The following is a 13,079-nucleotide window of genomic DNA, read 5'->3' as shown; positions in this document are numbered from 1 at the left end:
GTTATAATAAACAATAAAATTAGCGTGCAAAATGGGTGTTTTGCAGGTAAAAGTAAAAGTCAAGGTGATTTCGTATAACTATTTTCAAAAAATGCAACAGATGAAGACTTTAAATGATTTCAATTTTAATAACAAAAAAGCATTAATACGTGTAGATTTTAATGTGCCATTAGATGATGATTTCAAGGTTACAGATGCCACGCGTATTGTATCTGCAAAACCAACAATTATTAAGGTTTTAGAAGATGGCGGAAGCTGTATTTTAATGTCGCATTTAGGTCGACCAAAAGGTGTAGAAGAGAAATATTCATTAAAACATATCGTCAATAAAATAGAAGATATTTTAGGGGTTGAAGTAACGTTTGTAGACAACTGCGTTGGACCAAAAGCTGAAGAAGCTGCTGCGAATTTACAACCAGGAGAAATTTTATTATTAGAAAATTTACGTTTTCATCCAGAAGAAACTGCAGGTGATAAAGCGTTTGCAGAGCAATTATCAAAATTAGGTGATATTTATGTTAATGATGCCTTTGGTACTGCGCACAGAGCACATGCTTCTACAACGATTATTGCACAATTTTTTCCAGATCATAAATGCTTCGGAAATTTGCTAGCTCAAGAAATTGAAAGTATCAATAAAGTGATGGAAACTGGAGAAAAACCAGTTTTAGCAGTTCTTGGTGGAGCGAAAGTATCTTCAAAAATTACAATTATCGAGAATATTTTAGATAAAGTTGATCACCTTATTATTGGAGGTGGTATGACATATACGTTTGTTAAAGCACAAGGAGGAAGCATTGGAGATTCTATCTGTGAAGATGATAAAATGGAATTAGCACTTGAGATCTTAAAACAAGCTAAAGCTAAAAACGTTCAAATCCATTTACCTGTAGATGTTATTGCAGCAAATGATTTTGCTAACGATGCAGATACCAAGATTGTTGATGTTGACAAAATACCAGATGGTTGGCAAGGTTTGGATTGCGGACCAAAATCTAACACCATTTTTCATGACGTTGTAATGCAATGTAAAACTATTTTATGGAATGGTCCTTTAGGTGTTTTTGAAATGGAGAATTTTGCAGGAGGTACTATTGCACTTGGAAATTCTATAGCAGAGGCGACTAAAAAAGGAGCGTTTTCACTTGTAGGAGGAGGAGATTCTGTTGCTGCTGTGAAACAGTTTGGTTTTGAAAACAAAGTGAGCTATGTGAGTACAGGTGGTGGAGCAATGTTAGAAAGCTTAGAAGGCAAAACCTTACCTGGAATTGCTGCTATTTTAGAATAGATAACATATTAGCATACGTTTTTTTACTTCGGAAGTCAATACGACTTCTCTTACACACTCTGTTAATTTGTGTAACTAAACTTTCATTTTAGCTAAAAAAGTACGATTTTAGCTCACGAACTCGTTTAAACTTTTTCAACTTGCTAAAAAATTAATCTTTTGCACCATGTTTTTACCAATTTAAATTTCCGTAGCAAGGCTATGAAAATTTAAAATAACTTCAACATAGCACAAAATCTTTAATTTTCGCTAAAACTTAAAAAGCTCAAACGAGTTCGACTTGTCGTTAGATTATATTCAAACATAATCAGCGATTAACAAAGATGAAACCAATGAACCACAAGCTTATTACTCTAACTATTGGCTTTTTATTGTGCGTTTTTATGTCTTTTGGACAGGATTCAATTCCGAAGAAAAAAGAAATAAAAAGACTCACAGAAGCCGATTTTGTTGAAGGCGAAACCTACGTAATCGACACTATTATTGATGGCAAAAACTATTTTAAAAAAGGCATCAGTATCAAACCAGAGATTGATTCTATTCAAAAAAGACAACTAGAAGACCATCCTCAAGCTGCAGAAATAGATCAAAAATGGCTAGAAGAATTATACAGTAATGTATTATTTGATAGCATTTATGAATCTGTCACAAATCTTAAATACGATCCGGTTGATTATCCAGAGTTAACTACAGATACATTAAAAGCAAGACTAGAGCGCCTTAATGCAAGAACACCTTTTAATGTTGAATACAACGAATCTCTTGAGAGCGTTATAAAATCATATTTAAAGCATCGACGTAATTCTATGTCGCGATTAATGTCATTAAGTCACTATTACTTTCCGCTATTTGAAGAATCTTTAGATAATAATGATATCCCTTTAGAAGTAAAATATCTAGCCATAGTAGAATCTGCGTTAAAACCTAAAGCACGATCTAGAGTTGGAGCTACAGGTTTATGGCAATTTATGTATGGTACAGGAAAAGAACACGGACTCGATGTAAGTAGCTATGTAGATGAACGTAGCGATCCAATTAAATCAAGTAAAGCAGCTAGTGAATATTTAGCACGATTATATCGCATATTTGGTGATTGGGATTTAGCATTAGCAGCTTATAATTCTGGACCTGGAAACGTATCAAAAGCGATTCGTCGTTCTGGAGGTTATAAAAATTATTGGAATATTAGAAAACATCTTCCACGTGAAACAGCTGGATATTTACCAGCCTTTTTAGCGACTATGTACATTTTTGAATATGCTGAGGAGCATGGTTTTAACATACAACCACCAAAATATCATTATGTAGAAACAGATACGATTCATGTAAAACAGATGATTTCTTTTGATCAAGTTTCAGAATTGGTTGATGTGCCTATTGAGGAACTTCAGTTTTTGAATCCTGCTTACAAGTTGGATATCATTCCGTTTGTTAAAGGTGAAGATTATACATTACGATTGCCACGAGAAGCTATAGGTCGTTTTGTGACTAATGAAACTGAGATTTATGCTCATGTTACTTCGGAAATGAACAAGCGAGAAAAACCGCTTCCGCAGTTATTTGATGCCAAGAGTAAAACAACATATCGCGTTAGATCTGGGGATTATCTTGGTAAAATTGCTAGAAAATTTGGAGTACGAGTTAGCCAACTTAAACAATGGAATGGTTTACGAAGTAATAATTTAAAAATTGGTCAGCGATTAACAATTTATCCAAGAAATTCTAATGTGTCTTCTGGAAAATCGGCCTCAAGCACACCTAAAAAAGTTATAAATACTGCTGGTAAATCCACCTATAAAGTTAGGGAAGGAGATTCACTTTGGAGCATTTCTCAAAAATTCCCAGGAGTTTCTGTTCAAAATATTAAAGAATGGAACGGTATTAGCAGTAGTAAATTGAAAATAGGGACGACTTTAGTAGTCTCAAAATAAATAGAACTCAATAAACACGTAAAAATGATCAAGAACGTTTTAAGCATTTTATTAGTAGCTACTGTATTTTTAGGGTGTGGTAATGGTGAAGAAAAGAGATATGTATCTGCCTCTTCAGGAGATATAAATAGTATAGTTGTTGTTTCAGATAATTTATTGTGGGAAAACAATGTTGGAGAAACTATTAGAGATGTTCTTGCAGCATCAGTTGAAGGGTTATCTAAAGATGAGCCTCAATTTTCAATGAGCCAAATGCCAACCGAAGTATTTACAGGATTTGCAAAAAAGAACAGAACCGTTTTAAAGATTGAAAAAGGAAAAAAAGCCGCTACTCAAATAGCTAGAGATGCTTACGCAAGACCACAAACTTTAGTGGTTGTTTCTGGACAAACTAATGCCGAAATCATTGAGCAAATTAAAGAGAACTCGGCAAAAATTATTGATGCTTTTAAAAAGACCGAAATAAAAGAACGTCAACGTAGAACTAGTAAATCATTATTTAATGATGCGCCTTTAAAGGAGGAATTAGGTGTGTCTTTAAAATTTCCTACAGCATATAGAATTGCAAAATCTGATGATGATTTCTTTTGGATAAGAAGAGATATTGAGACAGGAAATGTTGATTTATTGGTGTATGAAGTTCCTTTATCAGCAATAAGAAAAGGAGATAGTGCCGTTATTGATATCGTTAGAGTTAGAGATTCAGTTGGTAAAATACATATTGAAGGTGCTTTAGAAAACAGTTATATGGCAACAGAGTCAGCTTTTACGCCTTTTATTAGTAATGTGATTATTGATAATAAACCTGCCTTTGAAACAAGAGGGCTTTGGGATTTAAAAAATGCTTTTATGTCTGGACCTTTTATAAACTATGCTATAGAAGATAAAGTTAATAATAGATATATCATTGCCGAAGGTTATGTGTTTGCGCCATCTATTGCAAAACGTGATTATGTTTTTGAATTAGAATCGATTATTAAATCAATTGGAATAAAATAATATATTATAAAAAGCAAAAAGAAAAGCCAACGATTATCGTTGGCTTTTCTTTTTTATAAGTTTTAAGAACAATTAGTTATTCTTTTTCAGTTGTAGTTGTTCCGTCTTCTTCTTTGCTGGCATCTTTAAATTCTTTGATACCGCTTCCAAGACCTCTCATAAGTTCTGGGATTTTCTTTCCTCCAAACAATAATAAGACCACAACAACGATTAAAATTATTTGCCATGCTCCAGGAGCTAAAAATATGCTTGATGCTATCATAATGTTATATTTTGAACTGCAAATTTAATAATTATACTTCAAAATAAACGTTAATAAGCAAACTTTAACCATGGCTTATAAAACTTGGACTTATTTTATTTAATTTTGTACTACAATGGCAGAAAAAGAGAAAGAGAAAAAATTTAAAAAAAAACTACTTCATAAGTATCGTTTGGTTGTACTCAATGAAGACACTTTTGAGGAGCGTTTTGCTATAAAATTAACGCGTTTAAACGTCTTTGTTATTGCTTCATTAGGAACAATTCTATTAATAGCAGGTACTATTTTCCTCATAGCCTTTACATCCTTGAAAGAATATATTCCTGGCTATTCATCAACAGCTTTAAAGAAACAAGCGACTGTTTTAAATTATAAGACAGATTCATTACAACAAGTCATAAATCTTAACGAACAATATTATTCATCTATAAAAAAAGTATTAACTGGTGATGTAGCATCAGTTGAATTTAATAGAGATTCTATAATAGATGCAGCAAGTATTGATGCTGGTCAATTGGATTTAAAACCCACAAAAGAAGATTCTTTATTAAGAGAATTGGTAGATAAAGAAGATAAGTATAATGTGTTTGAATCTACTATTTCATCTACAAACTTTGTCTTATTTCCACCTGTAAATGGAACGATATCTGAAGGCTATAATATTAAAGATAAACACTACGCAGTTGATATCGTTGTTGCAAAAGACACACCAGTTAAAGCCACTGCAGATGGTACAGTGATTTTTGCAGAGTGGACAGCAGATACAGGTTATGTCGTTATTATTGAGCATAGTTATGAACTCATTTCAGTATATAAACACAACGCTTCAATAACCAAAAAACAAGGTGATTTAGTGAAGTCTGGAGAAGTAATTGCTATGGCAGGAAATGCTGGTGAATTAACAACAGGACCTCATTTACATTTTGAACTTTGGAATAGAGGCTATCCTGTAAATCCAACCAATTTTATAGACTTTAATTAATGATTTCTCTTAAACCTACATTAGCAAAACTCTTTGCGAAAAATATTAGAAAATCTGTATTAAGGTGGTCTAGTAAGCCTGTTGAAACTCAAAACAAGGTTTTTAAAACATTGATTAAAGAAGCGTCTCATACTCAATTTGGTAAAGACCATGATTTTAAGTCTATACAAACGCATCAAGATTTTATTGAGCGCGTTCCCATAAGAGATTATGAAGATTTAAAACCATATGTTGATAAAGTGGTTGCAGGAGAAGAAGATATTCTCTGGAAAGGCAAGCCATTATATTTCGCAAAAACTTCTGGTACAACTTCTGGAGCAAAATACATTCCGTTAACAAAAGAGAGTATGCCAACTCACGTTGAAGCTGCTAGAAACGCCATCTTAATGTATATTGCTGAAACAGGAAACAGCAAATTTGTGGATGGAAAAATGATTTTCTTGCAAGGAAGCCCAACTCTTGAAGAAAAAAACGGAATTCAATTAGGAAGATTGTCAGGAATTGTAGCACATTTTGTGCCTAAATATCTTCAAAAAAACAGAATGCCTTCATGGGAAACTAATTGCATTGAAGACTGGGAAACTAAGGTAGATGCTATTGTGGAAGAAACGCTTCCTGAAGACATGTCTGTTATTTCTGGAATCCCTTCTTGGGTTCAAATGTATTTTGAGAAGATCAATGCTAAAACAGGAAAAAAGGTAGGAGATGTTTTTAAAAACTTCAATCTTTTCATTTTTGGAGGTGTTAATTACGAACCTTACAGAGCAAAATTTGAAAGCCTTATTGGCCGTAAAGTAGATAGTATAGAGTTGTATCCTGCAAGTGAAGGGTTTTTTGCATTTCAAGATAAACAGAATGAGAAAGGCATGTTATTACAGCTAAATTCTGGCATGTTTTACGAGTTTATAGAAGCCAATCATTTTTTTGACGACAAGCCTAAACGATTAACGATTTCCGAAGTAAAAATAGGTGTCAATTACGTCATGATAATTTCTACCAACGCAGGACTTTGGGCATACAACATTGGAGATACTGTGCAGTTTACGTCTACAGCACCTTATAGAGTGATAGTTTCTGGGAGAATTAAACATTTTATTTCTGCATTTGGCGAACATGTGATTGGTAAAGAGGTTGAGCAAGCTTTACAGGAAGCAACCCAAGATTTTGAGGTTAGTGTGTCAGAATTTACTGTAGCTCCACAAATTAATCCTGAGTCTGGATTACCGTTTCATGAGTGGTTTATTGAGTTTGAAAATGAACCTCAAAATGTGACAGAATTAGCTAAAAAAATTGATGCATCAATGCAGAAGCAAAATAGTTATTACTATGATTTGATCTTCGGAAATGTGCTGCAACCATTAAAAATTTCAACAATTAAGAAAAATGGGTTTCAAGACTACATGAAATCTATAGGGAAATTAGGTGGACAAAATAAGATCCCAAGGCTGTCTAATGACAGAAAAATTGCAGATGAATTATACGCTCAAAAATTGTTGAAATAATACTATATTTGTCCGTAAACCTATAATGAATGAATAAAAGAAAAATTCACGAAAGAACGAGAGCTCAAGAGAGCTCAAATGCCATTGAAAGGATGTACATAACCATGCGACATTTATTTAATCGTGGGTTTTATAAGCCAATGGGAGTTTCTGGTGAGACACTTAGAGAGTCTTTATTATTATTACGACCAGAAATATATGGTTCAATTTCCGAAGAAAAAGCAGAATTAGAAGGATTATTATATGTGATTGATCGATTACCAGAAGGTATTGAAGAATGTACATTTATTAATTTAACGAGTGATGAAGGGTATGGAAATTCTCATTTTAAACCTATAATTCCTCCAAAAAGACGTCGTAACTGCTATCGTATTGACGCTGAGCAGATGAATATTGAAATTACAAGAGGACGATCAGAAATATACGATATTCTAACGCACCTTACGTTTTTGTTTATTGAATCTCACAAAATAAGCAAACGTGTTTTAATTGATGAGGAAGGAAGAACTACACGAGATTGGATTAAATTAGAAAAAGCGGTACTGTCTAAGAAGAAATTAACGCAACAAGAACGAGAGATTGCAATTACTCATACCGCAAATATTTTAGGTAGAACATTTGAGGAGCTTACAAATGCTCATTCAAAATTTACCACTAAAGTGCAACCAGAACGTTTACTTCATATTGTATATTGGTTAGGAAAACTCGCTATAGAAGAGGTTGTTAACAATAATAAACGAACAGTGACTTTTAGTCCAGTTTTAAGAGAGCGACTAGGTCATCATATTCATGGAGAAATTTGGGCAAATAACATTAAAGAGGTACTTCAAAAGAAGAACCTTTTAGGTCGCCCAATACATGTTATAAGTGCCAATATGCATAGTGTGATGAATTCTATTTTTGCACCTATAGCTTTAAAATCATTAACATCAAAGAAAGATATTTTTGAGGTATATGAATCTATTGGTAAAAAGGAAAATGAAGCTTTACGCAATAAAATCACTAAGGAAGCGTTGCAAAGTGGAATGACTTATATTAAGGATACATCTGGAACAAATATAGATGTACAAATTTTTGATACTGATAAAATAGATTTTTCTAAAACAGATATAGAAGTTGGAGGTTCATTTACAAATGATGAAAAGCCAGTTATCTTTGTTATGGATTATGCATTTGGAGAACAGGCTTATGAAACTATTGATGAGTTTTTAAAACCATATAATGTTGATGGTGAAAAAGTACATTTAAATGTAGAATCGGTTTCTATCATGGGTAAAGCTGGTATTTTAGAAGGAGGAAAAGGAGATATTATGATTCCTTCTGCTCATATTTTTGAAGGAACAGCAGATAATTATCCTTTTAAAAATGAACTTAGTAAATCAGATTTAGAAGGTCAAGGTGTAAAAGTTTTTGAAGGCTCAATGATTAGTGTACTAGGAACATCATTACAAAATAAAGAAATACTTAAGTTCTTTTATAATTCTACATGGAATGTAATTGGATTAGAAATGGAAGGAGCACATTACCAAAAGGCAATACAAGCTGCGTCAAAAGTTAGAGGAAGTATAAACCCTAATGTTAAAGTACGCTATGCTTATTATGCTAGTGATAACCCATTAGAAACAGGAAGTACATTAGCATCTGGAGGTTTAGGGACTTCTGGAGTTAAACCTACCTATTTAATAACAAGAAAAATATTACAACAGATATTTAATAAATAAGATAACGATATGAGTGAAAATTTACCTAATAATAATACTACAGAGGAAGTTGATTTAGGGGTTTTATTTAATGCTATTGGCAATTTTTTTAATAAAATTTTTGATTTTATTGGTGGTGTTTTTAAAGCAATCTTCTCATCAATAATATTTTTAATAAAGGCTGTAATTGAAAATTTCAAGCTTATATCTATTGTAGTATTAGTGGCCTTATTAGTTGGCTTTGGTTTAGAGAAAACGAAGACACCTGCTTACTACTCTGAAATGCTTGTTAAGCCTTATTTTAATTCAAAATATCAATTAGTTTCAAATATTGACTACTATAATTCATTACTAGAAAGTAAAAACTATGAGAGTTTAACTTCTATTTTTGATATATCAGTAGACGAAGTAAAAACAATAAATAAGTTTGAAATTGATATAGGTCCAGAAACAGAAAATCAGTTGATTCAAGAATATGATAAATATGCTAAATCTATTGATAGTATTAGAGCTCAAGAAATAACCTTTGAAGACTTTGTTGAAAATAGAGACTTATATTCTAGCGATGTTTTTAATATTAGAGTAGAATCGAGTAAAAGAGATATATTTAAAAATCTTTCAACTGGGTTTAATACTACATTTAATAATGAGTATTCCAAAAAGTTAATGCGTGTAAGAGATTCCACGATAGCAATTAAAAAGGCGACTTATTTAAAAGATTTAAGGAAAATAGACTCTTTACAATTGGTGTATTTAAAAATATTAAACCAAGAATCGGAAAAGGGAACGTTATCTATTGGAGTACAAGGCTTGTTACCTTTAACTCAAGAGCGAACAAAAACTCAAGAGTATGAATTATTTAAAAATGAAATTGCAATACGAGACTCAATAAGAAGTTTAGATGAGCTTAAAATTACTGAGAGTGTCTATTATGATGTGATAACAGATTTTTCAGATATTGGCTTAAGATCAAATGAATTGACGCAAAAATACTCTTTAATATTCCCAATATTAGCGATACTTATAATGTTCTTAATTTATGTATCAATTAAGGTTATAAAATTTGCTAAAGAATATGAAGGATAAAACCATCTTAATTACAGGAGGAGCAGGATTCATTGGTTCAAATTTTATTCCGTATTTTTTAGATACTAATAAAGATACAAAGGTCATTAATGTTGATAGTTTAACTTATGCTGGAGACCTTTCCAATTTAAAAGAGCTTGAGTCAAATACAAATTACAACTTTGTTAAAGGAGATATTTGCGACAGAGAACTCATAGAAAATCTCTTTATAAAGCATGATTTTGATGCAGTCATTCATTTTGCTGCTGAATCTCACGTTGATAACTCGATAAAAAATCCGGATGCATTTATTAAAACAAATGTATTTGGAACATTTAATCTTCTAGACATCGCTAAAAAACATTGGATGAAAGCTCCTAATGTTTTTAATAATGGTTGTGAATCTAAACGTTTTCATCATATTTCTACAGATGAAGTTTATGGTACATTAGGTGCAGAAGGTTTATTTAAAGAAGACACTCCTTATGCGCCAAACAGCCCTTATAGTGCTTCTAAAGCATCTTCAGATTTCATAGTTAGAAGTTATTTTCACACCTATGGAATGAATGTAGTAACGACTAACTGCTCTAATAATTATGGACCAAAACAACATGATGAAAAGTTAATACCTACCATCATTAGAAAAGCAATAAGTGGAGAGCAAATTCCTATCTACGGAAATGGAAAAAACATAAGAGACTGGTTATATGTATTAGATCATTGTAAAGGAATCGATTTAGTTTTTAAAAACGGAAAGTCTGGAGAAACATATAACATTGGTGGACATAATGAAAGAGATAATCTGTATATCGCTAATAAAATATGTGAAATATTAGATGAAATAGAACCTAAAGCAGAATCTTATAAAAAGCAAATATCCTTTGTTAAAGACAGACCTGGTCATGATTTTAGATATGCTATAGATGCTTCTAAAATAGAAAATCAATTAGGCTGGAAAGCCGATGAGAATTTTGAAACTGGAATCAAAAAAACAATTGATTGGTATTTAGATAAATATAAAAATGTATGAAGGGAATTATTTTAGCAGGAGGCTCTGGTACTAGACTTCACCCATTAACAAGGGTTGTAAGTAAACAACTTATGCCAGTTTATGATAAGCCAATGATTTACTATCCATTAACAACCTTAATGTCTGCAGGTATTAGAGAGATTTTAATTATTTCTACCTCTAAAGACACTCCTAGGTTCAAAGAATTACTAGGAAATGGAGAAGATTATGGATGCGTTTTTAAATACGAAGTTCAAGAAAACCCTAATGGTCTTGCTGAAGCATTTATTATTGGAGAGTCTTTTATTGGTCAGGATAAAGTAGCACTTGTATTAGGAGATAATATATTTTATGGTTCTGGATTAGAAGAAAAACTAAGAGAATTGAATGATATTGAAGGCGGAATTATTTTTGCCTATCACGTTCAAGATCCACAACGTTATGGTGTTGTTGATTTTGATGAAAACAATAAAGCACTTTCAATAGAGGAAAAGCCAATACATCCTAAATCAAATTATGCTGTTCCTGGTATTTATTTTTATGATAATTCGGTAGTTGAAATTGCAAAAAATATTAAACCTAGTCCACGAGGTGAGTTAGAAATAACAGACGTCAATAAAACCTATTTAGAACAAGGAAGATTAAATGTTCAAATATTAGACAAAGGTACTGCTTGGTTAGATACAGGTACATTTAATTCTTTAATGCAAGCGTCTCAATTTGTTCAGGTTATTGAAGAGCGTCAAGGATTAAAAATTGGTTGTATCGAAGAAACAGCATATAAAATGGGTTTTATTGACAGAGCTCAACTAAGTAAATTGGCAGAACCACTACTTAAAAGCGGTTATGGTGAGTATTTACAAAACTTATAGTTTTTATGAAAGTAGAAGAAACACACTTAAAAGACTGTTACGTAATAGAACCTCAGGTGTTTGAAGATCATAGAGGTTATTTTTTTGAAAGCTTTAACGCAGACAAGTTTCAAGAAAAGACAGGTCTTACTATTAATTTTGTACAGGACAACGAGTCTAAATCCTCTAAAGGAGTTTTAAGAGGCTTACATTTTCAAATTGGTGATCATGAACAGTCAAAGTTAGTAAGAGTTGTAAAAGGAGCTGTGATAGATTTTTGTGTAGATTTAAGAAAAGAGTCTCCAACATTTTGTCAAACTTTTTCAGTAGAATTAAATGAAGAAAATAGAAAGCAGCTGTTTGTACCTAAAGGATTTGCACATGGCTTTGTAGTGCTTAAGGATAATACTATTATTAACTATAAATGTGATAATTTTTATCATAAAGATTCAGAACGAGGAATTATATTTAATGATAAAGATTTAAATATTGATTGGAGATTGCCTGAAGATGAAATCATTCTTTCAGAAAAAGACAATAAATTACCAACACTTTCAGAATACTTAAATGAAAACTAGGATCTTAGTAACTGGATCTAATGGGCAATTAGGCAAAACAATTAAAGAAATTTCTACTGATTTTACGAATTCTATCGTTTTTGTTTTTTTAGAAAAATCTGAATTAGATATTACGAATAATAAGGATGTAGAGCATTTCTTTCAAGAAAATAAATTCAATTACTGTATTAATTGCGCAGCTTATACTAACGTTGATTTAGCTGAAACTGAAATTAAAAAGGCATTTGATGTTAATGCTAAAGCAGTTGAAAATTTAGCTATTAATTGCAAAACACATAATACGACTCTAATTCATGTGTCAACAGACTATGTTTTTGATGGTACAAAACATACGCCTTATATAGAAAGCGACATAACAAACCCTATAAACACTTATGGTGAGTCTAAACTATTAGGGGAAGAATATATTAAAAAACATCTAGACAATTATTTTATTATAAGAACTTCATGGCTATACTCAAAATTCAATAAAAACTTTGTAAAAACGATTTTTAACAAATTGAAAATGAATGAAGAGTTATCTATAATCACATCACAAAAAGGCACTCCCTCAAGCTGTAGTGATTTATCTAATTTCATTTATTTTTTAATAACCAATGATATTAAAAATTATGGAACCTACCATTTTTCTGCCACAGGAGTTACTACATGGTATGGATTAGCGTTGCACATATCAAAGTTTTTAAATAAAAGTTCAAATGTAAAACCAATAAAAAATTACCCAACAAAAGCACAAAGACCATTATACAGTGTTTTGAATAATAATAAGGTAGAAGAACTTTTTAAAAAACCACTTAAAAAGTGGGAAGAAAGTGTTGATGAGGTTCTTGAACATTTATCAAAAGAGTAAGCAGGTATAATTGTATGATAAATAAGAACAAAAATCATACATTTGCAAATGATTAAACCTAT

12 protein-coding genes are annotated in these 13,079 nt (G+C 31.7%); 11 read left to right on the top strand and 1 reads right to left on the bottom strand.

Features of this window, described 5'->3' with window-relative positions; genetic code table 11:
* The first annotated feature begins 100 nt into the window (after positions 1 to 100).
* The 3 genes from WNY78_RS11075 to WNY78_RS11065 all read left to right on the top strand — a co-directional run bounded on the left by WNY78_RS11075 (position 101) and on the right by WNY78_RS11065 (position 4,218).
* A complete protein-coding gene (locus WNY78_RS11075) occupies positions 101 to 1,288 on the top strand; it encodes a phosphoglycerate kinase (RefSeq protein ID WP_342873268.1) in 1,188 nt (395 codons plus the stop codon).
* A gap of 332 nt (positions 1,289 to 1,620) precedes the next feature.
* On the top strand, positions 1,621 to 3,219 hold the full coding sequence (locus tag WNY78_RS11070) for a LysM peptidoglycan-binding domain-containing protein (protein ID WP_342873267.1): 1,599 nt from the start codon (positions 1,621 to 1,623) through the stop codon (positions 3,217 to 3,219).
* 24 nt (positions 3,220 to 3,243) lie between these two features.
* Entirely contained in the window at positions 3,244 to 4,218 is a 975-nt protein-coding gene (locus WNY78_RS11065) for a DUF4837 family protein (RefSeq protein WP_342873266.1), read from the top strand.
* 76 nt (positions 4,219 to 4,294) lie between these two features.
* Here WNY78_RS11065 and tatA read toward each other — a convergent pair whose 3' ends face one another.
* Positions 4,295 to 4,480, bottom strand: coding sequence for a twin-arginine translocase TatA/TatE family subunit (gene tatA, locus WNY78_RS11060; RefSeq protein WP_040279599.1), 186 nt, complete (start codon positions 4,478 to 4,480; stop codon positions 4,295 to 4,297).
* A 115-nt stretch (positions 4,481 to 4,595) separates the two neighbouring features.
* On the opposite strand from tatA, the gene WNY78_RS11055 reads away from it, so the two are divergent.
* Genes WNY78_RS11055 through rfbD form a run of 8 tightly spaced genes read left to right on the top strand, consistent with a single transcriptional unit; the run spans position 4,596 to position 13,017 of the window.
* Entirely contained in the window at positions 4,596 to 5,462 is an 867-nt protein-coding gene (locus WNY78_RS11055) for a M23 family metallopeptidase (RefSeq protein WP_342873265.1), read from the top strand.
* Positions 5,462 to 6,964 carry a GH3 auxin-responsive promoter family protein gene (locus tag WNY78_RS11050; RefSeq protein WP_342873264.1) on the top strand — a complete coding sequence of 501 codons (1,503 nt, stop codon included), beginning with the start codon at positions 5,462 to 5,464 and terminating at the stop codon, positions 6,962 to 6,964. Before WNY78_RS11055 ends, WNY78_RS11050 begins: the two co-directional genes overlap by 1 nt.
* A 29-nt stretch (positions 6,965 to 6,993) precedes the next feature.
* The gene (locus WNY78_RS11045) at positions 6,994 to 8,685 is read left to right on the top strand and encodes a hypothetical protein (RefSeq protein ID WP_342873263.1); all 1,692 of its coding nucleotides are present in this window, start codon (positions 6,994 to 6,996) and stop codon (positions 8,683 to 8,685) included.
* Between the two features lie 9 nt (positions 8,686 to 8,694).
* Entirely contained in the window at positions 8,695 to 9,750 is a 1,056-nt protein-coding gene (locus WNY78_RS11040) for a hypothetical protein (protein ID WP_342873262.1), read from the top strand.
* Positions 9,740 to 10,759: a dTDP-glucose 4,6-dehydratase gene (gene rfbB, locus WNY78_RS11035; RefSeq protein WP_342873261.1), complete on the top strand. Its 1,020-nt coding sequence runs from the start codon at positions 9,740 to 9,742 to the stop codon at positions 10,757 to 10,759. Before WNY78_RS11040 ends, rfbB begins: the two co-directional genes overlap by 11 nt.
* Positions 10,756 to 11,610: a glucose-1-phosphate thymidylyltransferase RfbA gene (gene rfbA, locus WNY78_RS11030; RefSeq protein ID WP_342873260.1), complete on the top strand. Its 855-nt coding sequence runs from the start codon at positions 10,756 to 10,758 to the stop codon at positions 11,608 to 11,610. The genes rfbB and rfbA overlap by 4 nt, the downstream gene beginning before the upstream one ends.
* A 5-nt stretch (positions 11,611 to 11,615) precedes the next feature.
* Positions 11,616 to 12,167 (top strand): dTDP-4-dehydrorhamnose 3,5-epimerase, encoded by a 552-nt coding sequence (gene rfbC / locus WNY78_RS11025; RefSeq protein ID WP_342873259.1) that lies wholly within the window; start codon positions 11,616 to 11,618, stop codon positions 12,165 to 12,167.
* Positions 12,157 to 13,017 carry a dTDP-4-dehydrorhamnose reductase gene (gene rfbD, locus WNY78_RS11020; protein ID WP_342873258.1) on the top strand — a complete coding sequence of 287 codons (861 nt, stop codon included), beginning with the start codon at positions 12,157 to 12,159 and terminating at the stop codon, positions 13,015 to 13,017. The genes rfbC and rfbD overlap by 11 nt, the downstream gene beginning before the upstream one ends.
* The last annotated feature ends 62 nt before the right edge of the window (positions 13,018 to 13,079 follow it).

Origin of the sequence: Psychroserpens sp. AS72, assembly GCF_038900375.1 — a bacterium.
In the GTDB taxonomy this organism is placed as follows: Bacteria; Bacteroidota; Bacteroidia; order Flavobacteriales; family Flavobacteriaceae; genus Psychroserpens.
Note: the sequence above shows the minus strand (reverse complement) of the source record. Positions and strands in the feature narration are given on the sequence as shown.

Excerpts from the sequence above, each read along its gene's own strand:
- WNY78_RS11070 (WP_342873267.1), top strand. The coding sequence starts at position 1,621 with ATGAACCACAAGCTTATTACTCTAACTATTGGCTTTTTATTGTGCGTT.
- WNY78_RS11040 (WP_342873262.1), top strand. The coding sequence starts at position 8,695 with ATGAGTGAAAATTTACCTAATAATAATACTACAGAGGAAGTTGATTTA.
- WNY78_RS11045 (WP_342873263.1), top strand. The coding sequence starts at position 6,994 with ATGAATAAAAGAAAAATTCACGAAAGAACGAGAGCTCAAGAGAGCTCA.
- WNY78_RS11075 (WP_342873268.1), top strand. The coding sequence starts at position 101 with ATGAAGACTTTAAATGATTTCAATTTTAATAACAAAAAAGCATTAATA.
- rfbB (WP_342873261.1), top strand. The coding sequence starts at position 9,740 with ATGAAGGATAAAACCATCTTAATTACAGGAGGAGCAGGATTCATTGGT.
- WNY78_RS11055 (WP_342873265.1), top strand. The coding sequence starts at position 4,596 with ATGGCAGAAAAAGAGAAAGAGAAAAAATTTAAAAAAAAACTACTTCAT.
- rfbC (WP_342873259.1), top strand. The coding sequence starts at position 11,616 with ATGAAAGTAGAAGAAACACACTTAAAAGACTGTTACGTAATAGAACCT.
- tatA (WP_040279599.1), bottom strand. The coding sequence starts at position 4,480 with ATGATAGCATCAAGCATATTTTTAGCTCCTGGAGCATGGCAAATAATT.
- WNY78_RS11050 (WP_342873264.1), top strand. The coding sequence starts at position 5,462 with ATGATTTCTCTTAAACCTACATTAGCAAAACTCTTTGCGAAAAATATT.
- rfbD (WP_342873258.1), top strand. The coding sequence starts at position 12,157 with ATGAAAACTAGGATCTTAGTAACTGGATCTAATGGGCAATTAGGCAAA.
- WNY78_RS11065 (WP_342873266.1), top strand. The coding sequence starts at position 3,244 with ATGATCAAGAACGTTTTAAGCATTTTATTAGTAGCTACTGTATTTTTA.
- rfbA (WP_342873260.1), top strand. The coding sequence starts at position 10,756 with ATGAAGGGAATTATTTTAGCAGGAGGCTCTGGTACTAGACTTCACCCA.